The 21956-nt window shown below is 61.6% G+C and carries 22 protein-coding genes and 1 tRNA gene; 16 read left to right on the top strand and 7 right to left on the bottom strand.

From position 1 onward, the window contains the following. Positions 1–262: 262 nt before the first annotated feature. Positions 263–1132: a LysR family transcriptional regulator gene (locus ACVILI_RS19220; RefSeq protein WP_019858070.1), complete on the bottom strand. Its 870-nt coding sequence runs from the start codon at positions 1130–1132 to the stop codon at positions 263–265. A gap of 115 nt (positions 1133–1247) precedes the next feature. On the opposite strand from ACVILI_RS19220, the gene ACVILI_RS19215 reads away from it, so the two are divergent. After that, complete coding sequence (locus ACVILI_RS19215; RefSeq protein ID WP_038646749.1) at positions 1248–2666, top strand: MFS transporter; 1419 nt, start codon at positions 1248–1250, stop codon at positions 2664–2666. 46 nt (positions 2667–2712) lie between these two features. Continuing rightward, on the top strand, positions 2713–2919 hold the full coding sequence (locus tag ACVILI_RS19210) for a hypothetical protein (protein ID WP_084791765.1): 207 nt from the start codon (positions 2713–2715) through the stop codon (positions 2917–2919). An 11-nt stretch (positions 2920–2930) separates the two neighbouring features. Here the strand turns inward: ACVILI_RS19210 and ACVILI_RS19205 are convergent, their stop codons facing one another. Together ACVILI_RS19205 and ACVILI_RS19200 are read right to left on the bottom strand one after the other, a co-directional pair. Continuing rightward, entirely contained in the window at positions 2931–3443 is a 513-nt protein-coding gene (locus ACVILI_RS19205; protein ID WP_038646745.1) for a hypothetical protein, read from the bottom strand. After that, positions 3440–3847 carry a sunset domain-containing protein gene (locus ACVILI_RS19200; RefSeq protein WP_038652661.1) on the bottom strand — a complete coding sequence of 136 codons (408 nt, stop codon included), beginning with the start codon at positions 3845–3847 and terminating at the stop codon, positions 3440–3442. The genes ACVILI_RS19205 and ACVILI_RS19200 overlap by 4 nt, the downstream gene beginning before the upstream one ends. Positions 3848–4128: 281 nt before the next feature. Between ACVILI_RS19200 and ACVILI_RS19195 the strand changes: the two genes are divergently transcribed. Next, on the top strand, positions 4129–4302 hold the full coding sequence (locus tag ACVILI_RS19195; protein WP_240564773.1) for a hypothetical protein: 174 nt from the start codon (positions 4129–4131) through the stop codon (positions 4300–4302). A gap of 79 nt (positions 4303–4381) precedes the next feature. After that, positions 4382–4903, top strand: a complete 522-nt coding sequence (locus ACVILI_RS19190; RefSeq protein WP_240564772.1) for a hypothetical protein — start codon at positions 4382–4384, stop codon at positions 4901–4903. Between the two features lie 71 nt (positions 4904–4974). Here ACVILI_RS19190 and ACVILI_RS19185 read toward each other — a convergent pair whose 3' ends face one another. Then, positions 4975–5331: a hypothetical protein gene (locus tag ACVILI_RS19185; RefSeq protein ID WP_148307375.1), complete on the bottom strand. Its 357-nt coding sequence runs from the start codon at positions 5329–5331 to the stop codon at positions 4975–4977. 76 nt (positions 5332–5407) lie between these two features. Here ACVILI_RS19185 and ACVILI_RS19180 point away from each other — a divergent pair, with 76 nt between their 5' ends. Next, positions 5408–5632 carry a hypothetical protein gene (locus ACVILI_RS19180; protein WP_084791519.1) on the top strand — a complete coding sequence of 75 codons (225 nt, stop codon included), beginning with the start codon at positions 5408–5410 and terminating at the stop codon, positions 5630–5632. A gap of 51 nt (positions 5633–5683) precedes the next feature. Here the strand turns inward: ACVILI_RS19180 and ACVILI_RS19175 are convergent, their stop codons facing one another. Next, complete coding sequence (locus ACVILI_RS19175; RefSeq protein ID WP_038646741.1) at positions 5684–6202, bottom strand: hypothetical protein; 519 nt, start codon at positions 6200–6202, stop codon at positions 5684–5686. Between the two features lie 713 nt (positions 6203–6915). Between ACVILI_RS19175 and ACVILI_RS19170 the strand changes: the two genes are divergently transcribed. Both ACVILI_RS19170 and ACVILI_RS19165 read left to right on the top strand, forming a co-directional pair. Continuing rightward, positions 6916–7452: a MerR family transcriptional regulator gene (locus tag ACVILI_RS19170; protein ID WP_148307374.1), complete on the top strand. Its 537-nt coding sequence runs from the start codon at positions 6916–6918 to the stop codon at positions 7450–7452. Positions 7453–7551: 99 nt separating this feature from the next. Next, entirely contained in the window at positions 7552–7908 is a 357-nt protein-coding gene (locus tag ACVILI_RS19165) for a hypothetical protein (protein ID WP_038646737.1), read from the top strand. 365 nt (positions 7909–8273) lie between these two features. On the opposite strand, the gene ACVILI_RS19160 is transcribed toward ACVILI_RS19165, so the two are convergent. Beyond that, a tRNA-Ser gene (locus tag ACVILI_RS19160) sits at positions 8274–8363 on the bottom strand. 277 nt (positions 8364–8640) lie between these two features. Here ACVILI_RS19160 and ACVILI_RS19155 point away from each other — a divergent pair. The 7 genes from ACVILI_RS19155 to ACVILI_RS19125 all read left to right on the top strand — a co-directional run bounded on the left by ACVILI_RS19155 (position 8641) and on the right by ACVILI_RS19125 (position 16171). After that, entirely contained in the window at positions 8641–9864 is a 1224-nt protein-coding gene (locus tag ACVILI_RS19155) for a septal ring lytic transglycosylase RlpA family protein (protein ID WP_038646735.1), read from the top strand. An 83-nt stretch (positions 9865–9947) separates the two neighbouring features. Then, positions 9948–11114, top strand: a complete 1167-nt coding sequence (locus tag ACVILI_RS19150) for a D-alanyl-D-alanine carboxypeptidase family protein (RefSeq protein ID WP_019858059.1) — start codon at positions 9948–9950, stop codon at positions 11112–11114. A gap of 76 nt (positions 11115–11190) precedes the next feature. Continuing rightward, positions 11191–11865: a dTMP kinase gene (gene tmk, locus ACVILI_RS19145; RefSeq protein WP_019858058.1), complete on the top strand. Its 675-nt coding sequence runs from the start codon at positions 11191–11193 to the stop codon at positions 11863–11865. Further along, positions 11862–12917, top strand: a complete 1056-nt coding sequence (locus ACVILI_RS19140; protein ID WP_038646733.1) for a DNA polymerase III subunit delta' — start codon at positions 11862–11864, stop codon at positions 12915–12917. The genes tmk and ACVILI_RS19140 overlap by 4 nt, the downstream gene beginning before the upstream one ends. An 84-nt stretch (positions 12918–13001) precedes the next feature. After that, positions 13002–14555 (top strand): methionine--tRNA ligase, encoded by a 1554-nt coding sequence (gene metG, locus ACVILI_RS19135; RefSeq protein WP_038646731.1) that lies wholly within the window; start codon positions 13002–13004, stop codon positions 14553–14555. Beyond that, the gene (locus tag ACVILI_RS19130) at positions 14555–15349 is read left to right on the top strand and encodes a TatD family hydrolase (RefSeq protein WP_019858055.1); all 795 of its coding nucleotides are present in this window, start codon (positions 14555–14557) and stop codon (positions 15347–15349) included. Before metG ends, ACVILI_RS19130 begins: the two co-directional genes overlap by 1 nt. A 3-nt stretch (positions 15350–15352) precedes the next feature. Continuing rightward, the gene (locus tag ACVILI_RS19125) at positions 15353–16171 is read left to right on the top strand and encodes an MBL fold metallo-hydrolase (protein ID WP_038646728.1); all 819 of its coding nucleotides are present in this window, start codon (positions 15353–15355) and stop codon (positions 16169–16171) included. A gap of 382 nt (positions 16172–16553) precedes the next feature. On the opposite strand, the gene ACVILI_RS19120 is transcribed toward ACVILI_RS19125, so the two are convergent. Further along, positions 16554–19637, bottom strand: coding sequence for an AAA family ATPase (locus ACVILI_RS19120; protein ID WP_051726792.1), 3084 nt, complete (start codon positions 19635–19637; stop codon positions 16554–16556). Positions 19638–19878: 241 nt separating this feature from the next. On the opposite strand from ACVILI_RS19120, the gene ACVILI_RS19115 reads away from it, so the two are divergent. Beyond that, positions 19879–20064: a hypothetical protein gene (locus ACVILI_RS19115; RefSeq protein ID WP_019858052.1), complete on the top strand. Its 186-nt coding sequence runs from the start codon at positions 19879–19881 to the stop codon at positions 20062–20064. A gap of 376 nt (positions 20065–20440) precedes the next feature. Further along, complete coding sequence (istA, locus tag ACVILI_RS19110) at positions 20441–21952, top strand: IS21 family transposase (protein WP_148307437.1); 1512 nt, start codon at positions 20441–20443, stop codon at positions 21950–21952. Positions 21953–21956: the final 4 nt, after the last annotated feature.

Raw genomic sequence — 21956 nt, 5'->3', positions numbered from 1 at the left:
GCCCCATGCCTAGTGCGCGCCAATGAAGACTCTACTCCTATTCATGCGCGAAACCTAATATGGCAACGCAAACGCATTTGCGGGTAAGCTGATGGAGGAGATATCCTTGAGCTATTCCGCCATCGCTGACCGTTGCGATCCGCTTGAACCAGCCGTCATCCTCGACGTCTTGTCCAAGGTATTGGCCGCGCCCGATGCGGCAATCGGCAGGGTTCGGCGGACATTGCGTGCCACGGACCTTCAGCTCATTCACTTCCAATCATCACGCGGCCGGATCGAACGCCCCGACCAGTTCGCGGATCAGCGCCTGGATCCGCGCGGTCTTGTAGAGATCGGCATGGGCAACTAGCCAGACGTCGAAATCGGCCGAGCGCTCAGGCATGATCCGCACCAGCTCCGGCTCGGCGTCGGCGCGGTAGCAGGGCAGTTCGGCAACGCCGATGCCGGCTGCCGTTGCCTCGACAAGGGTGACGGATGATGATGTGCGGAACACCACCTTGCCGGCGCCGGCCGGCTCTCCGCAGAGGACCGAAGGCATCGTCGGCACCACCGGCTGCTGGTAGACGACGAGATCGTGGCCAGCAAACCCGTCGCCGGGGGCTGGCGTGCCACGGGCGGCGAGATAAATACGGGAGGCATAGATTCCGGTTTTGAGCGTGGCGAGGCGGCGCACGATCAGATCGGGCGCGTCGGGCCGGATGGTGCGGATGGCGATGTCGGCCTCGCGCCGGGTCAGGCTGGCAACGTCCTGAGAGGTCAGGCAGACGACCTCGATGCCGGGATGTTCGGCGCGCATGCGGGCGATGGCCGGAATGACGAACCGCTTGCCGAGCGAGTCGGTCGTGGCCACCCGCACCGTGCCGATCAGCCGTTCGTCGATGCCCATCACCCGTCGCTCCATCTGCGCGACGGACCGCTCGATCACTTCGGCCGGTTCGACCAGCGCTTCGCCGGCCGGCGTCAGCACATAAAGGGACGGCGTGCGCAGGAACAGCCGCGCGCCGAGTTCGTCCTCCAGCGCCGCCAGCCGGCGGCCGACCGTCGCCTGATCGACGCGCATCTTGCGCGCGGCGGCGCGCAGCGTTCCCGCCCGCGCAATCTCCAGGAAGAAGCGTGCATTGTCCCAGTTCATCGTGACCCTCCCGGCGACGCGAAGTGGATGATGCAAGTTTGCATCAGAGAAAGGCAGATATACTGCTTTATCGCATCAAATGCCTCCCTAGATTGGAACCTGCAGGAGGTGTCCGATGACAGGATGCGAAACACTGGAAGACAGCCGCGCTGGTTCAGACGGTACCGACGACGCAATCTCGGCGAGGCGGCGCAGGTTCACCCTGTGGCTCGTGGCTGGCGGCATGTTCATGGCGGTGCTCGACGCCACGATCGTCAACGTCGCGCTGCCGGCAATGCGCGCCGATCTCGATGCGACGGTCGGCGACCTCGCCTGGATCGTCGATGCCTACACGCTGAGCATGGCGGCGCTCATCCTCGCCGGAGGCGTTCTCGCGGATCGCTGGGGCGCGAAGCGCGTCTATCTCGCCGGGCTGGCCCTGTTCGTCCTCGCTTCCGCCTTGTGTGGCGCCGCCGGAGCGGTCGCGTGGCTTGTCGCGACCCGGCTGGCGCAGGGCGTCGGGGCCGCCTTGTTCCTGCCCGCTTCGCTGGCCGTCGTGCGGGAAACCTTCGACGATCCCGACGAACGAGCGCGCGCGATCGCGACATGGGCCGGCATCGCCTCGGTCGCGGCGGCGATCGGGCCTGTGCTCGGCGGGTTGCTGGTTGGCAGTTTTGGTTGGCGCAGCGTCTTCCTCGTCAACTTGCCGGCGGGCTTGCTGGCATTTGGCCTGACGATTCGGATCGTGCGGCTCCGATCGACGCAGCCAACGAAGCGGTTCGACTGGGGCGGGCAACTCACCAGCATCGTCATGCTCGGCGCGTTCTGCTTCGCCGCGATCGAATTGCCGGAACGGGGAGGAGGGTCGTTTGCGATCCGGCTTGCGGCGGCAATCGCTGTCGGCGCCGTCCTGGGCTGGTTCCTGATCGAGCGCCGCACTCGCGATCCGATGGTCCCGCTCGTGTGGTTCCGAAACCCGACCTTTCTCGCGGCCAACCTTGTCGGTTGCCTCGTCTATGTCGGCTATTTCGGCATGCTGTTCATCCTGAGCCTTTATCTGCACGGCGACTACGGGCTCGACGCCAGGCGAACCGGGCTTGCACTGCTGCCCGTCGCGGCGAGCCTGTCGGTCGGCAATGTGATCGCGGGCAGGCTCCAGGCGAAAGTGTCGCCACAGCGCCTCATCGCGGGCAGCTTGATCTGTGCGGCCCTTTCCGCGCCCCTGGCAGCCGGGCTGCTGGTCGGCCATGCGCCCTGGCCGGCTATCGTCGGGTCGCTTGCCATCTTCGGTGCGGGCACGTCCGCGTCCGTGCCCCCGGTGATCGCCACCGTGATCGAGCAGGTTCCCGAGGCCGCGTCGGGCGTGGCATCCGGTCTCTTGAACGCGCTGCGCCAGACCGGGAGCCTGCTCGGCGTCGCCGCCGCGAGCGCCGCATCGACGCTAACGCCAAACCTGCCCGCGGCTCTATGGATTGTCGCGGTGATGGCTGCAGTTGTCTACGCTTTCGCCGCAGGATCGGCGATCGGCTGGATCCGCGCGCCCGCAAGGCCGTGACCGGCCCGGGCTCATGCTGGCGGGCTTAGCTTTAAACCACTCCAGGGTGAAGTATTTGGCCGATATCGATAGTTGGCCGCTGCGGCTCGTCGTGAACGGCGCCTTTCAACAGAAGTCCCGCGCCGGCCAAGATAGCGAGGACGGCAGAGGCGGCCAGCGCAATGGCAACCCGAGGGCTCCTTGGCGGCGCTTTCACAGCCTGAATCAGGTGTTCGAACGTGGCTTCCATCAGCAGATGCTAGACAGCCACTAGCCAACAAGCCGTTAACGCCCATTTACCGGCGCGGGCGTAGGTACGACGGCGGCCATCATCTCGAGACCGCGAGCGGCGCGAATAGGGTCAAACAGCGCGAGCAGCAAAGAGCCTATCGCGATCGCCAGTAGGAAATAGGCTAGCACCTCTAACGGCCTGTGCGTCCAGTGCATTGGAAGGGGCGGCGGAACCGTCCAGGAGGGCGGCGCTGAAAGCTTCGGAATTCGACGCTCTGCCTTCCTGGCTCGTTTCATATCAAGTCGCTGCTGAGCGAATTGCTGCCGGGTCTGTTTCGATGACGAAAGGGAATTGGCCCGCAGCCAGGCTTTGAATTTGCCGGCGTGGACCTGCACTCTGATGGCGGGAAAGCCTTGGCGGCGTTGCTCAACTTCAGACGCTTTAAAACTTTCCCACCACTCCTCCCAGGTCGGCGGCAGATCACCGACTTCCGAAAGCTTGAGGATGAGTGCGTAATCATGAGGAGTGTAGACCGGGGCGGCCGGCCATTGACTGGTATCCGTCATCGCCGAGCCTTGCGCCAGCCGGCCGCGCGCGCCTCGTCCTCGGTGCAAAACCACCGCTCGCCATACTGGGGGCTTATCTTCGTCTCCCAGTAATGTTCCTGGCCGGGCATGTGGTAAATCCGCTCCCCGGTGTTGATAGAAATGTTGCCTTTGATGCTGCAGCCGCCGGCGAGCAGAGATGACGGATCGGGAACGTCTATGCTGCCAAGCCATTCGGTTGGTATGAGCTTCGCGACAGTCTCAAGGCTGCTAGGGCTTGCCGTGAGAAAAGCTGCAAGAGGAACCATTACAAGCGCAAAGAGATATTGGGGCCGCCATAATCCGCGGTGCCGCTTCGTGGCGTTCTTGCGCCAGCGATCAGCCTGATCGGCACCAATATTGTGCTGATGCTGGACTTTGCCCAAATCCCCATCCCCCGGCAGGAGAGAATGCTTCCAATTCGACGCCGAGTCCATACATGTGAGCATTCTCTAATTTAGTAAGAGCAATGCGCGACAGCGAGCTTGTTGAGAGGCCGGGCAAGGGCTGGACGCCCTGGAAAGATGGTCCCGTCGACCTCGAAATTGATCGGGTTTGGTGGGCGGCGAGGGTTCTGCATTTCGCGAAGTTGAACGTCTCATGCTGGTTTGACGGATCGGATCTCGTCGCAATCGAGCACTGAGGATTCCGCCAGCCGAAATGGTGCATGAAGAACAAGCCAAAAGACTGGCAACCACTCCCTGAGGTCTATCGGCTCGAGCGTGAGGGGGAGAAGGAGGCGGCGATGCTGCGCTACCGGCTCGCCGCGGAGGAGCGCGCATTGCCCGCGCTAGCCCGTAGCGGGAGGCTACTTAGCGGGCCGGACGATGCGTCGGTGTAGGAGAGCAGCGGCGAGAAGACGCGCGCTGGCGTGGCGCGGCTGGCCGGTCTAGGTTTGGATTTTGGGGGAGATGCGGGCTATGAGGCGGGCCATTGCTTACTGTCTATTGATCGTCACCTGCTTTGCAGGAACGGCGACGGCTACCGAGAACTCGACACTTCAGCGGACCACCGAGAACTGGACACTTGAGGGAGCTGTCGAGGGCATCAAGGAACAATGGATCGAGATGCCGTTCATCCGAGCATGGGCTTATGCGGAAGCGATCGACCGATATTGCTTCCCCGCAAAATCATACACCAAAGTTGTGGGCGTCGGCATTGAGGAAGCGGCTAAATCCCAGGACAGATTTAGCCTTGGGATGCTTGCCAGCGCGGAACTTGATGCAGCGGACCATTTGCGAGGCGAGTATCTGGCTTGCGCCCCCGCGATGCGGTTCATTGAGGATACCGTCGTTCGAATGCCGGAGTTCGAGAACCAGCTCACCACAGCGCAGTTGCGACTGAACGACGCCAGGGCCGCCATCGCTAAGTCTTGCGCTCTAAGAGCCCGGAAGCGTTCCCCACCACTCAAGATATGCATCGGCGGCTACTTGCCCGACTGATGCGGCCCGCAGCAAGCCGCGCTTAGAACGGCGGCGACGAGAAACACGCGCTGGCGGGGCTCTACGTCGGTCTATCCATGAATGAAATGAAACAGGAAATTTGATGCGGGAATGACAAATATCAGTACTAGCACAACGATGTGAGATCTCTTTATACTCATTTTCGGTCCAGGAAGTGCTTGGCCGGTGGCGACTTTGTTCCAAATTACTACCAGCCCAAACATTCCTATGACGATGAGGAAGGCTAGGGGGAGAGCATAGGGTTTGAACCAAGCAGGGAAGAACGGTCTGCCCACCAAAAGAGGAAAACCCAGAGCGGCACCCACAACCACAGTCGCATTGCGAAAGTCGAGCCGTTTCATCTTTTGAAGATCCTCCCCAACATTTTTCCCCAGCGGCAGCATCGCGCAGCGCACAATCGTGCGCAAGCCGGCTTCCATCTTCACCGAGATCAGGAATATAATCCTCCCGTTGCGGCGAACCCTCAAAAACAGAGATCGCCAAATGGCCAGAAAGAAACCATCCAAGCAGTTATCGCAGGCTGAAATCGAGCGCTTCCTGGTGGCAGCCGAGGCGCTGCACAGGAGCATCGTAAAGCCGTTCATATCGCCGCGTTGCGACCACTACCGGGCAACGCGCATCTTGCATGAGTCGCTGTTAAAGACGGTGCGAGAAGTGACCGGGAAGAAAGTCGAGTTCAATCGCTGGTTTGGAGGCGGTTTGGCCTAGCGATCGCATGCCGGAAGAACCGGCAAACGTCGGGTCTCGCAAGGCGCCCGGTCAGTTGGTTTTGTTAGGCACCATGGGGACATAGTTCGGAGAGAGTTTCCCCGGTGTCGTGGAGCCGGACGGGTTTTGAGGTTTGATCGAACTCCACTCGGTACTGTCGAAATACGTCTGAAGCGGTTTTAACGACTCCGCGGCGATTCCCTTGACAGTGTTCGGATCGACGGTGACACCAGCTTTTTGCATAGCCGCTTCGATATAGGAGGCGAGCGCCGTTTGATCGGGCGCTTTTTCTTCAGCCTGCGCCAAGGCGGTCTGCGCATTCAACAAGGTGGTCTGAAGAAGCGCGATCTTCTGATCCCGCTCCTTGATTTGAAGCTTGGCTCCCCAAAGGTCAAGCGCCACGTCGTTCCATTTGAACATGCTCATAAACACAATACCTGCCAATAGGAGCACGGCGGCAAATGTTCCGACTTTTGTGTGTTTGTGATACTTCCAGGCCGGCAACGCCCAAGACACAAGGCCCACTACAAAAGCTATGCAAGTCATTATGAGAATTGCTCTTGGGTCCATTTTTCTTCCCCCAGCTATATCGCGCGACGATACTGAGATTCCAGACCTAATAGCAAACGCGGCCGCCGCTGGCCGCGATCGGCGCCCGGTGTTCTTCACCTGCATTCCTGACTATCAGGGGCAAGATGTGCGGCGCATCGCGGCTGGGTAGCGCCAAACTCAATGCAAACTCTCAGTTCACACGTTGAAACGTCTCGCACGAAAGTGCACTGTACTGGCTCATTCCTTTTGTCGAACCGTGGCTGTCAATCGGGTCAAACAGCAACTGTCCATGCGCCTTTAATCTTCTTAGCCGGTCGAGCTCCGCCTCACATTCCTCTCTAGCGTGAAATCCACGCGGGTTGCTAATCATGAAGCATTGGCCCGGTTGTGGAGGATGATGCGTGAAGTAGATGCATAAGGCAACGGCGTACAGAGTCACTGGTCATCCTCCCCGTCACCTTTAGCGTTGACTAAATTAGCAGGATGTTGCTCTAACGCAAATCCGGGGGACCAGGCGGAGCGTGACAACTCCCGCGGACGGCCTTGCCGGGCCATTTGCAACCAGAGCGTAGGCGAGGCGGAATCCAGCCGCTTAATCGTGGGAGAGGCCCGCTGCCTCACGGTGGCGGGCTTCAATTTGACCTTAGAGGCAGGGTCTCCAAGTTTGCACTTGCATTCTTGGTCAGAACGCACGATAAGAATGCAGATGCAAACTTATGGTGAGTGCCGAAATGAACGTGTTCTTCGATAGGTTTTCGACCGGGCAGATTGTCGTTGCAACGGGCGTGCCCAACGCAACGCTGCAGTCTTGGCTACACAGAGGCTATCCAGTCGGTAAGGGCGAGGCGCAGATTGTGGGTGGCGGTTCGCCCGGCCGACACCGGCAGTTTACCTTCCGGAACGCGATCGAGATCGCGCTTGCGAAAGAGTTGCTCGAAGCGGGTATCGGCAATGTCGAGAGCGCGTTCCAGGCGGCCAGCTCGTTTGCCCATATCGGAAAGGTCGACGGCAACAGGATGCTGCGCGTTCCAGGCTGCCCTTTCTGGAGTGGTGGCATGTCAGCAACCACGCTCCTTGCGTGCAGCGGCGATAGCTACCATGTCCATCACTATCGTTCCGGCAAGGACGTGCTACCTGAGATCTGGCACGCGCTTAATTCCAAGAGCATGACCGTGATCGATGCCCACGAGGTCTTCGACCGGGTTGCGCAGTCGCTCGGCTACGATCCCGCAGCGGTGATGCGCTTCGCCTACGGTATTTCTTCGTAATCGCGCTTGGCGGCCGATCAACGATCAACATCTGACCTTTGCTAATTTGCAGAGCATGCGCCCGTTGACCTTACCTTACATTCGTGATGCGGTTTTCTTATGCCAGATATCCAGTCCCTGCTGGCCAGCGTTCAAACGATCGCGACGATTATCGCAACCGGAGGGGGAACGTACTTTGCCTTCGCAGGTCTGCACGCATGGAAACGGGAAATGAAGGGACGTCGCGATATTGAACTCTCTCAGCACGTTATTGCGCTGTTTTACGAGGCCGAGGAGAAGGTAGGAGAACTTCGGAGCCCCATGTCATATCCGTCAATCGAATCCGTAGACCGACCAAAATACGATCATGAATCCGAGGGCGAGGCTCGCCTCCGCGACACGCACTATGTGCCAATCGCCCGATGGCAATCGCAGAAGGATTTCTGGAAGGACCTCTCTCCTACAAATCTCGTATGAGAGCTCTATTCGGTCCGGAGGCTAGTCGGCCATTTGAGAAAGTCGATGAAGCGCTCCGGACGTTCTCCGCAGCAGCTCCCACGCGATATCAAAGTATCAGGGGCGAGCGATTGGAATTGAGTGACGCTGCTTTCCGCCAAGAGCTCGATGCTGCCGTTTGGGGTCATCCGTCAGCGCAGGACAAAATTGGACCGCTATTGCATGCCGCGATAAGTCAGATGGAAGATATTTGCGTTCCGATCGTCCAAAACGACTCCCCGCTCAGCACATTGTTGCGCTGGTGGAATGCGCGCTTAGCAAAGGTTATGCGCAATTTTGTGCGTAAGTTAGCAAACGGACAATAGTGCAAGTCTTTCAATGGCCTATGGCGGAGGGAGTGGGATTCGAACCCACGGTGAACTTGCGCCCACGCCGGTTTTCAAGACCGGTGCCTTAAACCGCTCGGCCATCCCTCCAGTGACTGTCCATCACATTCGACTGCTCTAGTGTGCCCGGCAAAGGCCTGTCAACCGGCTTGCGTGTCCGCGCGTGTTCCTTCACCGACCCGCGCGACAGGGGCAATGCCACAATCTTGCCCGGTTCCGGCCACAATCGATTAATATCGTGATAAACAATTCCTGCGCACAAAGGATCGGGGTTCAGGGTGCCGTTGGTATTGTCGAGCGAGTGCTTTGGCTGCTCTGCTGTTCAAACGACGGCGTCTTGATTGAGACTGTAGGGGATTTCAGGATAATGCAGGCTACGACGCGCCCGCGTCTTCGTCGCTCTTCCACGCTCACGCTGCTTGCTGCGTCGGCTGCCTTGCTGGCGGCTTGCGCGTCGCAGCCTGAGCCGAAGGCGATGGTCAATCCCAAGCATCGCTCCAAGGAATATTTCGCCGAAACCGAATATGGCGTGAAGGCGAGCCCGCGCGTCAATTTCATGCGGCGCGGCGGCGGTCGTGACCAGCTCGGCAAGCCTTATCAGGTGCGCGGCAAGTGGTACTATCCCAAGGAAGACCGGCACTACGCCAAGGTCGGCCTGGCCTCCTGGTATGGCGACGCCTTCCATGGCCGGCTGACCGCCAATGGCGAAGTCTATGACACGGCGCAACTGACCGCCGCGCATCCGACCATGCCGCTGCCGAGTTACGCCCGCGTCACCAACCTCGCAACCGGCAGTTCGGTCATCGTGCGCGTCAACGACCGGGGGCCGTATCATGAGGGCCGCATCATCGACGTCTCCGAGCGCGCGGCGCAGATGCTCGACTACGACAAGGTCGGCACCGCCAAGGTCAAGGTCGAATATGTCGGCCGTGCGCCGCTCGACGGCAATGACGACCAGTATCTGATGGCCTCCTACCACCCGGGCAACAGGATTCCCGATCCGTCGGACGGCCTGCCGACCGGCGTCATGGTGGCCATGAACGGACCGTCGCCAAGCCTGCCGGTGGGCGCGGCCGCCGTGCCGTTCCCCGGCCAGCTGACGGATTCCGGTCAGGCCGTGCAGCCGTCCCTGTCGGCGCAGGCACCGGCTTTCGGCGATCTGGCACTGCCCGATTTCGGACCGATCGTGCCGGAGCGTCCGGAGATCCGCCTGCCGCCGCAGTCGCCGTTCGCTGTGGCCTCGCTGTCCTACGCGGATGAACGCGTGCAGCGCGCCGACGTCTTTGCCGCGCTGGATGACAGCGGCATGTCGCCCGCCGATATCCTGCGGTCGTGGAAAAAGTCCAATCCGCAGGCGTCACCGTCCAGCGCCGACTATGTCGCCGCCGGCACGTTCGACGACGCCACCGAAGCCAAGCGCGTGGCAGCGGCACTTCAGCCCTTCGGCCGAACGGAAATCCAGCGTTCCGACCTCGACGGCAATGACTGGTACGCGGTCAATCTCTATCCGAACGGCCATGGCGGCCTGGACGAATTGCTGCAGGCGGCATGGTCGCACGGCGCACCCGATGCACTGGCTGTGCGCAACTGACCTATTTTGCCCGGGCGGTTGATCCGGCGGAAAAAACCCTGATAGCTTGGCTGTGCCAAAACCGGCAAACGGGTCGAGATTTCATGCAGTTGCGCGCCTTTCCGCCATTTGCCGGCTTTCTGGGACTGGCTTTGCTGCTGCTTTGCCTCGTACCAGCTCAAGCGCAGCTTTTCGAGACCAAGGCCACGCAGGCCTTCATGATCGATGCCGACACCGGTACGGTGCTGTTCTCGAAAGACGCCGACAAGCCGATCCCGCCGGCCTCGATGGCCAAGCTGATGACCATGGAGGTGGTTTTCAACGCCATCAAGTCCGGGCGCCTCAAGCTCGACGACACGTTCGTCGTCAGCGAAAACGCCTGGCGCAAGGGCGGCGCGCCATCGGGCACATCGACGATGTTTGCCAAGCTCAAATCGGCGATCCGGCTCGAGGATCTGATCCAGGGCGTGACCGTGCAGGCGGCCAATGACGGCTGCATCGTCATTGCCGAAGGCATGGCCGGATCCGAGGACAGTTTTGCCGCGCAAATGACCGAGCGTGCCCGCCAGATCGGGCTGAAGACATCGACCTTCGTCAATTCGACCGGCCTGCCGGCAGACGGCCAGCAGACGACGGTGCGCGAGCTGGCGCTGCTGGCGCTGCATTTGTGGCGCAATTATCCGGATTTCTATCGCTACTACGGGCTGAAGGATTTCACCTGGAACAAGATCTCGCAGAGGAACCGCAATCCGTTGCTGGCCATGGACATCGGGGCCGACGGTCTGGCTGTCGGCGCGAGCGAGGTCTCGGGCTTCGGTATTGTCGCTTCGGTCGGCCACAACGGCACGCGGGTGATCATGGCGATGAGCGGATTGGCCAACGACAAGGAGCGTGCCGAGGAGGCGCGCAAGCTGCTCGACTGGGGCGCGCGCTCCTTCGAGAAGACCGAGATCTTCGCCAAGGACGAGGTGGTCGGGGAGGCCCAGGTTTTTGGCGGTGCGAAATCCGGCGTGACGCTGAAGGCAAAAGGGCCGATCGACATCTTCCTGCCGATCACCAACCGCGACAAGCTGACGGCCAGGATCGTCTACACCGGGCCGGTTGCGGCACCCGTGGAGGAGGGGCAGCCGGTGGGTGCGCTGCGCGTCTGGATCGGCGACACGCTGAGCCAGGAGACACCGCTTTTCGCTGCCGAATCGATCGGCGTCGGCACATTGCCGCAGCGCGCGCTCGATGCCGTCAAGGAACTGGCGATCGGCTGGCTGCGATAGCACCGACGGCATGGACGTTTTCCCGAACCCGGACTATCTAGTGCGCAACAATCCACCTGGACAAAGGCCCTTTCGATTGGCGCGCGGATTTTTCATCACCTTCGAAGGCGGCGAGGGCGCAGGCAAGTCGACGCAGATCGAGCGGCTGGCGAGAAAGATGCGCGCCAAGAAGTATGATGTCTTGCTGACGCGCGAACCGGGCGGCTCGCCGGGCGCCGAAGCGGTTCGGCATGTGCTGCTTTCGGGTGCCGCCGAGCCATTCGGACCGAAGATGGAAGCGCTGCTCTTCGCCGCCGCGCGTTCCGACCATGTCGAACAGGTCATCCGGCCGGCGGTCGAGCGCGGCTCCATCGTGCTCTGCGACCGTTTCCTGGATTCCTCGCGCGTCTACCAGGGCGTCACCGGCGGGATCGACCCGGCGTTCATGGCCGCGCTGGAACAGGTCGCCATCAATGGCATGATGCCCGATATGACGCTGATCTTCGATATCGATCCGGCCGAGGGCCTCAGGCGCGCGACGCTGCGGCGCGGCAGCGACGCCGACCCCGACCGCTTCGAAAAGGAGACGCTGGCCATTCATCAGGCCCGCCGCGCGGCCTTTCTGGCGATCGCCGCGGCAGAGCCGGAACGCTGCATCGTCGTTGACGCCTCCGCCGATCCCAATACGGTGGAGGATGTCGTCACCGCGGCCGTCTTCGCGGCGCTGGAGGCGAGGGCGCCCGCGCGCAACAGGCAGGCCGCACCGGTATGATCTTCGAACGCATCGCGCCGGAACAGCATGACACGCTGGACGGCGTGCCCGAACCGTCCGAAACGCCCCGTCTGGTCGGGCACAGGGGGGCGGCCGAGATGCTCGCCGCCGCCTATCGATCGGGAAAGCTGCCGCATGCGCTGATCTTCGCCGGGCCGGTCGGCATCGGCAAGGCGACGCTGGCCTTCCACCTGGCGCACCATCTCTTGAAGCACCCGGCCTTCGAGCAGGCGCCGGAACGCCTGGCCAGTCCTGATCCGGCCTCGCCGCTGTTTCGCCAGATCGCGACCGGGGCGCATCCGGGCGTGCTGCACCTGACCCGACCGATGAACGACAAAACCAAGAGCTTCAAGACGGTCGTCACCGTCGACGAGATCCGCAGGGTCAGTCGCTTCCTGTCGATGACCTCGCATGACGGCAGCTACCGGGTCGTCATCGTCGATCCGGCCGACGACATGAATGCCAACGCCGCCAATGCCTTGCTGAAGAATCTTGAGGAGCCGCCGGCACGAACACTGTTCATTCTCATCGTCCATGCGCCGGGCAGCCTTCTGCCGACGATCCGCTCACGCTGCCAGGTGATACGCCTGACACCGCTCGACGCCGAGGAGTTGATGGCGGTGCTGGAAACCGCCGAGCCGCCGCCACCGGACGATCCGGCCGCGCGGGCGGCGCTCGTCGAGCGGGCAGGGGGCAGCGCCCGCAACGCGATCCTTTTGACGCAATATGGCGGGCTGGAGATCGCCGAGACGCTCGATGCGCTGGTGGCGAAGGGAAAGAGCGACATCGGCGGCGCCTATCGGCTCGCTGAAGCCGTCGCCGGCCGCGACCAGGCGATCCAGTTCGATATCTTCAACCGCCGGGCGCTCGACCTTTTATCGGATGCTGCAAGCCAGGCTGCGCTCGCCGGCGACCTCGCAAGGGCGAAAACATTGTCGGACACTTGGCACGAGGCGCTGGACGCTATATCTGAGACCGACACCTACAATCTCGACAAGAAGCAGCACGCCTTGACCATGATCGACCGCCTGAATTCTGCGATGCGAATGTGACGGTCTCCACCGGGATGGCAATCGCCATTCCGATGCGATATCCACCGCCACGGCTTCCATTCAGACATTCATGACGGTTCATTCATGTCACGCGACACATTCTACATCACGACCGCGATTTCCTATCCGAACGGCAAGCCGCATATCGGCCATGCCTACGAGTTGATCGCCACCGACGCGCTTGCGCGCTTCCAGCGCCTCGACGGCAAGCAGGTCTTCTTCCTCACCGGTACCGATGAGCACGGCATCAAGATGCTGCAGACGGCGAAGCGCGAAGGCATTTCGGCGCGCGAGCTGGCCGATCGCAACGCGGCCGATTTCAAGCGCATGGCGACCGCGCTCAACGCCTCCAACGACGATTTCATCCGCACCACGGAAGAGCGGCACTATGCGTCCTCGCAGGCGATCTGGAAGGCGATGGACGCCAATGGCGACATCTACAAGGGCGGCTATGCCGGCTGGTACTCGGTGCGCGACGAAGCCTACTACGGCGAGGAGGAGACGGAGGTCCGTCCCGACAATGTCCGCTACGGGCCACAGGGAACGCCGGTCGAATGGGTCGAGGAAGAGAGTTATTTCTTCCGTCTCTCGGCCTACCAGGACAAGCTCATCGCGCTTTATGAAAGCCAGCCCGACTTCATCGGCCCGGCCGAGCGCCGCAACGAGGTGATGAGTTTCGTCAAATCGGGGCTCAGGGATTTGTCGATCTCGCGCACCACGTTCGACTGGGGTGTCCCGGTGCCGGGCGACGAGAAGCACGTCATGTATGTCTGGGTCGATGCGTTGACCAATTACATCACCGGTGTCGGTTATCCCGATGAAAACGATGAGAAATGGCGCTTCTGGCCGGCCGATGCGCACATCATCGGCAAGGACATTGTGCGCTTCCATGCGATTTACTGGCCGGCCTTCCTGATGTCGGCCGGCATCCCGCTGCCGAAGCGGGTTTTCGGCCACGGCTTCCTGTTCAACCGTGGCGAGAAGATGTCGAAATCGGTCGGCAACGTCATCGACCCGTTCACCATGATCGAGCATTACGGTCTCGACCAGGTGCGCTACTTCTTTCTGCGCGAGGTGCCGTTCGGCCAGGATGGCAGCTACAGCCATGAAGCGATCGTCAACCGCACCAACGCCGATCTTGCCAATGGCCTCGGCAATCTGGCGCAGCGGTCGCTGTCGATGATCGCCAAGAACTGCGGCGGCGTGGTGCCGAAGCGCGGCGATTTGACGGAAGCCGACAGCGCCATCCTGGATCAGGCGGTGACCGCTCTCGCCACCGCGCGCAAGGCCATGGCCGGGCAAGGCATTCATCTGGCACTGGCGGCGATCTTCGATGTGGTGGCGGAAGCCGATCGATACTTCGCTGGACAGGCACCATGGGCGCTGAAGAAAACCGATCCGGAACGCATGGAAACGGTGCTGTGGACCACCGCCGAAATCGTGCGTCGCGTCGCACTTCTGAGTCAGCCTTACATTCCAGGATCGGCAGCGAAGCTGCTTGACCTGCTGGCGGTGCCCGCGGACAAGCGTGATTTCGCACATGTGCACGCCGACCACGCGCTTGTGCCCGGCACGGCATTGCCCGTGCCGGAAGGCGTGTTTCCGCGTTACGTCGAACAGCCGGGCGCGAACGCCTGATGCTTGTCGACAGCCACTGCCATCTGGATTTTCCAGATTTCGCCGAGGAGCGGGCGGCCATTGTCGCCCGCGCCAAAGCGGCCGGAATTGGCCGCATGGTGACGATCTCGACCCGGGTGAAGCGGTTTCAGCAAATACTTGAAATCGCGGAAACTTTCGACGAAGTCTACTGCTCTGTCGGTACCCATCCGCACAATGCGGCAGAGGAGTTGGACGTGACGTCGGCGGAACTGATCCGCCTGTCGGCACACCCGAAAGTGGTGGCAATCGGCGAAGCGGGGTTGGATTATTTCTACGACAAGGCGCCGCGCGATGCGCAGGCGCAGGGCTTTCGCAATCACATTGCCGCCGCTCGCCAGACCGGCCTGCCTCTCGTCATCCATTCGCGCGATGCCGATGACGACATGGCAGCCATTCTCGAGGACGAAACAGGAAAGGGCGCCTTCCCCTTCATCCTGCATTGTTTCTCCTCCGGACGCCGGCTGGCCGAGGTGGGCGTCTCGCTCGGCGGCTATGTGTCGTTCTCGGGCATCTTGACCTTCAAGAACTCAGCCGAACTGCGCGCTATCGCCGCCGATGTGCCGCATGACCGGCTGCTCGTCGAAACCGACGCACCCTATCTGGCGCCGATCCCGTTTCGCGGCAAGCGCAATGAGCCGGCCTATGTCGCGCACACCGCCAAGGTGCTGGCGGAGACGATTGGTGTCAGCGAAGCTGAAATCGCGGATCTGACGACGAACAATTTCTTCCGCCTGTTCGGCAAGATGCCGCGACCTGCCGAACTGAGCGCCTGAACGATGACCGACCGGCTGCGCCTCACCATTCTCGGCTGCGGCTCGTCGCCAGGTACGCCGCGCATCACCGGCGACTGGGGCAATTGCGACCCGAGCAATCCGAGGAACCGGCGCATGCGCACGGCAGCGCTGGTCGAACGGATTGCGGCCGACGGCGGCCGTACCACCGTGGTCATCGACACCGGGCCGGATTTCCGCGAACAGATGCTGCTTGCGTCGGTCAAACGCATCGACGCGGTCGTCTACACGCACCCACATGCCGACCATATCCACGGCATCGACGATCTGCGCGGCTATGTGCTCGAGCAGCGCCACCTGATCGACATCCATGCCGACCAGCCGACGATGCTGCGCTTGCGGCAGGCGTTCGGCTATTGCTTCGAGACGCCGCCGGGCAGTTCCTATCCGCCGATCGTGCGGGCGCATATTATCGACCACGCAAAACCTGTGATGATCGAAGGTGAGGGGGGTGCCCTCGCCCTCGAACCGCTGCCGCAAATTCATGGAGACATCATCTCGCTCGGCTTCCGCATCGGCGGCCTGGCCTATTGCCCTGATATCAGCGACTTTCCCGACGCCACGGCCGAGCGGCTGCGCGGCCTGGAAATGCTGGTCATCGACGCGCTGCAATACAATCCCCATCCCAGCCATCTGTCGCTCGGCCAAGCGCTCGGCTGGATCGAGAGGCTCACACCGAGGAATGCCGTGCTGACCCACATGCACGTGCCGCTCGACTATGCTACGGTCAAGGGCGAAGTGCCAGCCAAGGTCACCCCGGCCTATGACGGCATGGTGATCGAAATTCCCTATGAATCAGCGTGATACGAACGGGCTCTCATGAAGGTGTTCTGCTCTTTGGGGCGAATATCAGCAGCGTTCCAATCCGTTCATAGCCCATGCGGGGATAAAGCAGTCACGACGGAAACAGCAAAACCCGGCCGCGCATGTTGCTGCACGGTCGTATCAGCTTCCTCGGCGGCGACGTAACGTCGGCTGTTAGCTCAAGGCAACACGCCTCGATCGAGTCAAACCTATGAAAATCAGCGGCAATTCCCAGATGCTGGCCAACGCATAAGTTCCATAATCTATCTTATGCGACTTTTGTATGCGCACGCTTCGTCCACGCGCGGCCCCGGATAGCCTGCGAGATTCAACCGAGTGGAGTCTGTTGCGGCCGAGACGAAACGAGGAAATGGCGGCTGCCCTACAGCGCGAGCTTTCTTCGTCGCCCTCGAGCCTGTCGTGCACCGACGACAAAGCCCTTTTGCGCGCACAGACGCACAGCGCCCGCAAGCGCTGCATCCGCTTCCTCCGGGAGGCCGGCGATGTGGAGAACCTCTCCAAGACCGTCGAGGACGAACGACTGGAGGAACAGAAAGTCCGTCGGCTCCGCAATTGCGACAGCCTCCCGGGCCATACGGAGAGCTCCCTCCACATCGCCCTCACGGACCGAGATCTTTGACCGAACGCATCGCAGCAGGCCTTGCGAGTACGTGTCGTCACTGCCGGCGATCCCCTCGCCCAACCGAACGAACGCCTCGGCCTCCTCGTACCGGCCTTGGACATAGATGGCCTGGGCGAGGATGCCGGCAATCGTAGGCAACCATGCGAACTCGCCCGTGCGTTGAAGGGTCCTTACGCCCCAGCGAAGCTCCCGCTCGGCGGCTGCCGCGTCGCCCGCCCAGAGCTCGGCCAGGGCGCTCATCTCAGTAAGAGGTCCCGCGCTCCACACGGTCAGTGCGACTTCCTCGACCATTGACCTCGCCTGCGCTATCAACTGCCGCGCCTCATCGAATCGGCCGCGCATCGCCTCGAGATTCCCCCAGCTGAAGAGCGCCGCCGACATCGCCTTGCGATCACCCTGCGCCCTGGCGAGCACGTCCTTGCACCGGCCGATCGCCGCCATGACCGGCATACGGCCCGCCCACACGACAAGCGGCACCCATGAGAGCGACTCGAGCCATTCTCTGTCGTTGCCGGCTGCAAACGCATGCGCCGCCGCGCTCTCCCACGCCTCTTCAGAGGCGCCGAAATTGCATTTCGTCAGATGAAACAGGCCAAGCAAGGACCAACCCTTGGCCAAGCCGTGCTCGTCGTTCTCCTGCTCGAACATCGACATGGCCTGCCGTGCCTCTCGGTACGCCTCGTCCGCCCACCCCTCGGGCTCTGACAGGAAGCGCACCCACAGATCGAGAATGAGCGCATGCGCTTGCAGTCGACGATCGGCGGAGGCGGTCGCAGCCTCACGCATCTGGGCGATGGCGCCACGCGTGCGCTCGAGGTCGCCGGTCTCCAGCAGTGCAAATGCGAGCTCCGGCAAGAGTGCGAGTCGCCCAGGATCGTCGTGAGGGCCGAGCGAGATGGCGCGCGACAGCATGTTGACCGCAGCGGGCATGTCGCCCCGCGCGAAGGCGCGCTGCCCGGCAGAAGCCAGCGGCACGCTCGCACGTCGTGCCAGAGACTCGACGCGCTCGTTCGATAGACCGAGCTCCGCGAGAGACCTGTAGGCCCGCTCGAGGTGGTAGCCGACGATCTCTTCGTACTCTCGGGCCCGCTCGCGCATCCTTGCCTCTAGCCACGAAGCGAAACGCTCATGCATGTGGGCTCGTACGCCCTTCGGAATGCCATTGTAGGCCGCGTCCCCGACAAGACTGTGAGTGAAGCGAAAGGCATCTTCCTCCTCCAGATCCGAGCGATCCGGGTGGATCAGCTGCTTTCTCGCCAGAGACTGAAGCTGGCCGCCGACGCGAGGCCGCTGCTCTTCTGGCGACATCTCCTCGACGGCCCCCCACCAGAAGATGCGCCCGATCACAGATGCTCGTTCGATCACAGAGCGCTCCTCGGCGCCGAGCCGGTCCAGGCGCGCGTTGATAAGGGCGTTGATCGTCGGTGGAATCGTCAGCCTCGATAGGTGGTCAGCCGCCGTCCACGTTCCGTCGACGGCAATAAGCAAGCCGTCGTCGATCAGCATCCGCAGCGTCTCCTCCACGAAGAGAGGGTTTCCCTCAGCGGCATCGGCGATCCGCGCGCGGGCATCGTTCGCGAGCTCCGCTCCTCCGAGCAAGTTCCGGATCAAGCTGTCTGTATGAGCATCACTCAGCGAGCGCAGGGTGATGAGAGACGCGTTCGCCTTTGAGGTCATCCAGCCGGCGCGGACCTCGAGCAGTTCAGGGCGAGCGAGGCAGAGGAAGAACGCCGGTACGCCGCCCAACGAATCGGCGAGATATTCGAGGAGATCGAGGAACGTCGGCTCGGCCCAGTGAATGTCGTCAAACACAACGACCAATGGCCGATGCGTCGCCAGCTTGCCGAACAGCTTGCGCACGGCCCAGAACGTCTCTTGAACACCAGGCGTCGCGCGGGTGAGGCCCATGAGTGCCGACAGGCGTTCGACGACCAGCGCGGCATCGGGGCCTTCCAGCAATTTGCCAATCTTTGCGCGAGCATCGTCGGGCGAGTGACTATCCGTGATGCCCGCCGCGGCCTTTAGCACCTCGATGATGGGCCAAAAGGTAATCCCCTCGCCGTATGGCAGGCATCGCCCCCCCACGACCATCGTTGTCCTTTCGAGTCGGGGAAGAAATTCATGCGTCAGCCGGGACTTGCCGATTCCCGCCGGGCCCATCACCGTTACGACTTCGCATAATCGAGATTTGACCGTCCTTTCGAACATCTCGCCGATTGCGGCGACTTCTTTGTCGCGACCGATAAGAGGGGATTCGAGACCACGGGCAGCGAGGGCCGCGGGTGCGACATCCACGAGGTTCCAGGCGGCCACGGGCTCTGACTTCCCCTTCACGCGAAGCGGCTCGATCGGCGATGTCATCGCGACATCGCGGACCAGCCGATACGTCGCGTCTCCGATCAGGACCTGCCCTGGCCCGGCAGCTTGTTCGAGCCGAGCAGCAATGTTGACCGCGTCTCCGACCGCGAAAGTTTCGCCCTGGCTGGGATCCCCGGCGATCACCTCACCCGTGGTCATACCTATGCGGATCACGATCCTGATTCCCCAACGCGCCTCGAACTCATCGTTCAGCCGGTGAAGCGCACGAAGCATTGCAACTGCGGCTCGAACCGCACGCACCGCGTCGTCCTCATGCAGGAGTGGGATGCCGAACACCGCCATGATCGCATCCCCGATGAACTTCTCGGTTGTCCCTCCGTGACCACGAATTACCGCGCCCATCTCCCGAAAGTACTGGGTCATGAGATTGCGAAGCGACTCGGGATCGAGCTCGTCTCCCAACGCCGTCGAGTCGACAATATCAGCGAAGAGGACCGTGACCACCTTGCGCGTATCGGCGGCACCGGAAGCTCGTTGGGTTAGCGGCGATTCACAGGACGCACAGAACTGCAATTCGGCTGCATTGGCAGATCCGCATGTCGAACAGATCAAGCTCCCAAGAGCATATCTCATTAGCCTATGGACTGTACGGCCAGGCCTTACGGAGGGCAAGTCCGCTCTCTTGACAGACCCGTCTTAGTCTAGGATATTTTAGGATGGTCTAAGATAACTGGAGGGTGGGGCGATGGCAACAGAATTGCCACCACACGTCAAAAAGTATCTCGACGACATGGAGGTCTCGGCGGATGCCCTTCCACAGGACGCCTGGGAGACGTTTGCCAGCCTTTCGGGGGGCGAGATACTCCTCTTGAGGAAGCTGCGGAAGGACCTGGAGAAAGCAGATGTCGACGTCGTCATCAAGGTTCATTAGCCGCGCTTCTTAACCACCGGGATGCTTCTTAACCACCGGGATGCCGGCATGAGCGGGATCGAGATTGGGGCCGCTACTACGCCGAGCATTCGCCTCCGGCGGAAGATCGATCTTGCGGTTCAACCGTACGCACAGTCATGCCGCACCCTTGTGACGCACCCGAGGCTTGCTGACTTTTGGCTGCGGATTCCGACGTGAAGCCGGCCGCCATTCCGATCAAACACCGGCCACCATTCCGGTATGAAGCCGGCCACCATTCCAACCAAAGACCGGCCGGTTTTCGGCACTGAAGATTACCTCCTGGGTCAGCAACTTTGGCATCAATTACCTCGCGATGAACGAGGACATTTTGATGCCGGCAAAGAGAAGGCTGACCATGAGACAGTTGAGACAAATGCTTCGGCTTGCCGGAAGCGGGACCAGCTCCCGCGAGATTGCGGTCGTGCTGGGAATAGCACGCAGTACGGTGCAGGATAATCTGCGGCGCGCAGCGGCAATCGGGTTGAGCTGGCCCCTGCCAGGCGAGCTGACCGATGACGCGCTTGAGAACAAACTCTTCGCTCGCAATGGCGTCAAGCAGGGCACGCGGCGGCGCACAGAGCCGAACTGGGCCCATCTTGCCGTCGAGCTCAAGAAGCCGGGCGTCACGCTCCTCATCTTGTGGGAGGAGTATCGAGGAAGTCATCCCGACGGATATGGCTACAGCCGGTTCTGCGAGCTCTTTCGCAGCTTCGAACAGCGGCTTTCGCCGACGATGCGCCAGGAACACGCCGCCGGCGACAAGGTCTTCGTCGACTATTCCGGCAAGAAGATCCCGATCGTTGATCGAGACACCGGCGAGATCCGTGAGGCGGAGATCTTCGTGGCAGTGCTGGGTGCGTCCAGCTTGACCTATGCCGAAGCGACCTGGACCCAGACACTGCCGGATTGGATTGGTTCACACGTCAGGATGTTTCGTTTCTTTGATGGCGTTCCCCGCCTGATCGTCCCCGACAATCTGAAGTCGGGCGTCAGCCGCGCCAGCTTCTACGATCCCGAGATCAATCGCAGCTACGGCATGATGGCATCCCATTATGGCGTCGGCGTTCTTCCGGCACGGCCGCGACGGCCGAAGGACAAATCGAAAGTCGAGAACGGCGTGCGTTTCGCCCAGTCATGCATTCTGGGGCGGCTGCGCAACCAGACCTTCTTCTCGCTGGCCGAGGCCAATGCCGCAATTCGCCAGGCACTCAATCGCATCAATGATCACGTCATGCGTCGGCTGGGCGTCAGTCGCCGGCAACTGTTTGAGAGCGTCGAGCGTGCTGCGCTGGCAAGCCTTCCGAGCGAAGACTACGAATTCGCCGAGTGGCGTTTGGCCCGCGTCTCGACGGATTACCACGTCGAGTTCAAGACCTTCTTCTATTCCGTACCGCACAACCTCATTCGTCAGCAAGTCGATCTGAGGGCAACGGCACGCACCATCGAGATCTTCCACCGCGGCAAGCGCATTGCCGTCCATCAGCGCCGCTATGGCGGCCCTCGTCATGGGACGGATCCGGATCATATGCCCAGCTCCCACCGGCGATATGCCGAGTGGACGCCGGATCGTTTCCGTCGCTGGGCCGCATCCGTCGGGCCCGAGACGGAAGGCTTGGTTGTCGCAATCCTCGCCAGCCGCCCACATCCTGAACAAGGCTTTCGAACATGCCTGGGTGTCCTTCGCCTGTTTCGCGATGTCACACGCGATCGCGCCGAAGCCGTCTCAGCCCGCGCTGTCGAGATCGGTGGGCTGAACTGCAAGAGCATCGCCTCGCTCATCGCCAATCACAAGGCCGCAAGGCATTCCACCGAACCGACCGCCATCGTCGATCACGCCAATCTGCGTGGCCCTGATTACTTCCATTGAGGAG

It is taken from the genome of Mesorhizobium sp. USDA 4775 (genome assembly GCF_054062655.1).
The sequence above is the reverse complement of the archived record's forward strand: the minus strand, read 5'-3'. Positions and strand labels throughout refer to the sequence as shown.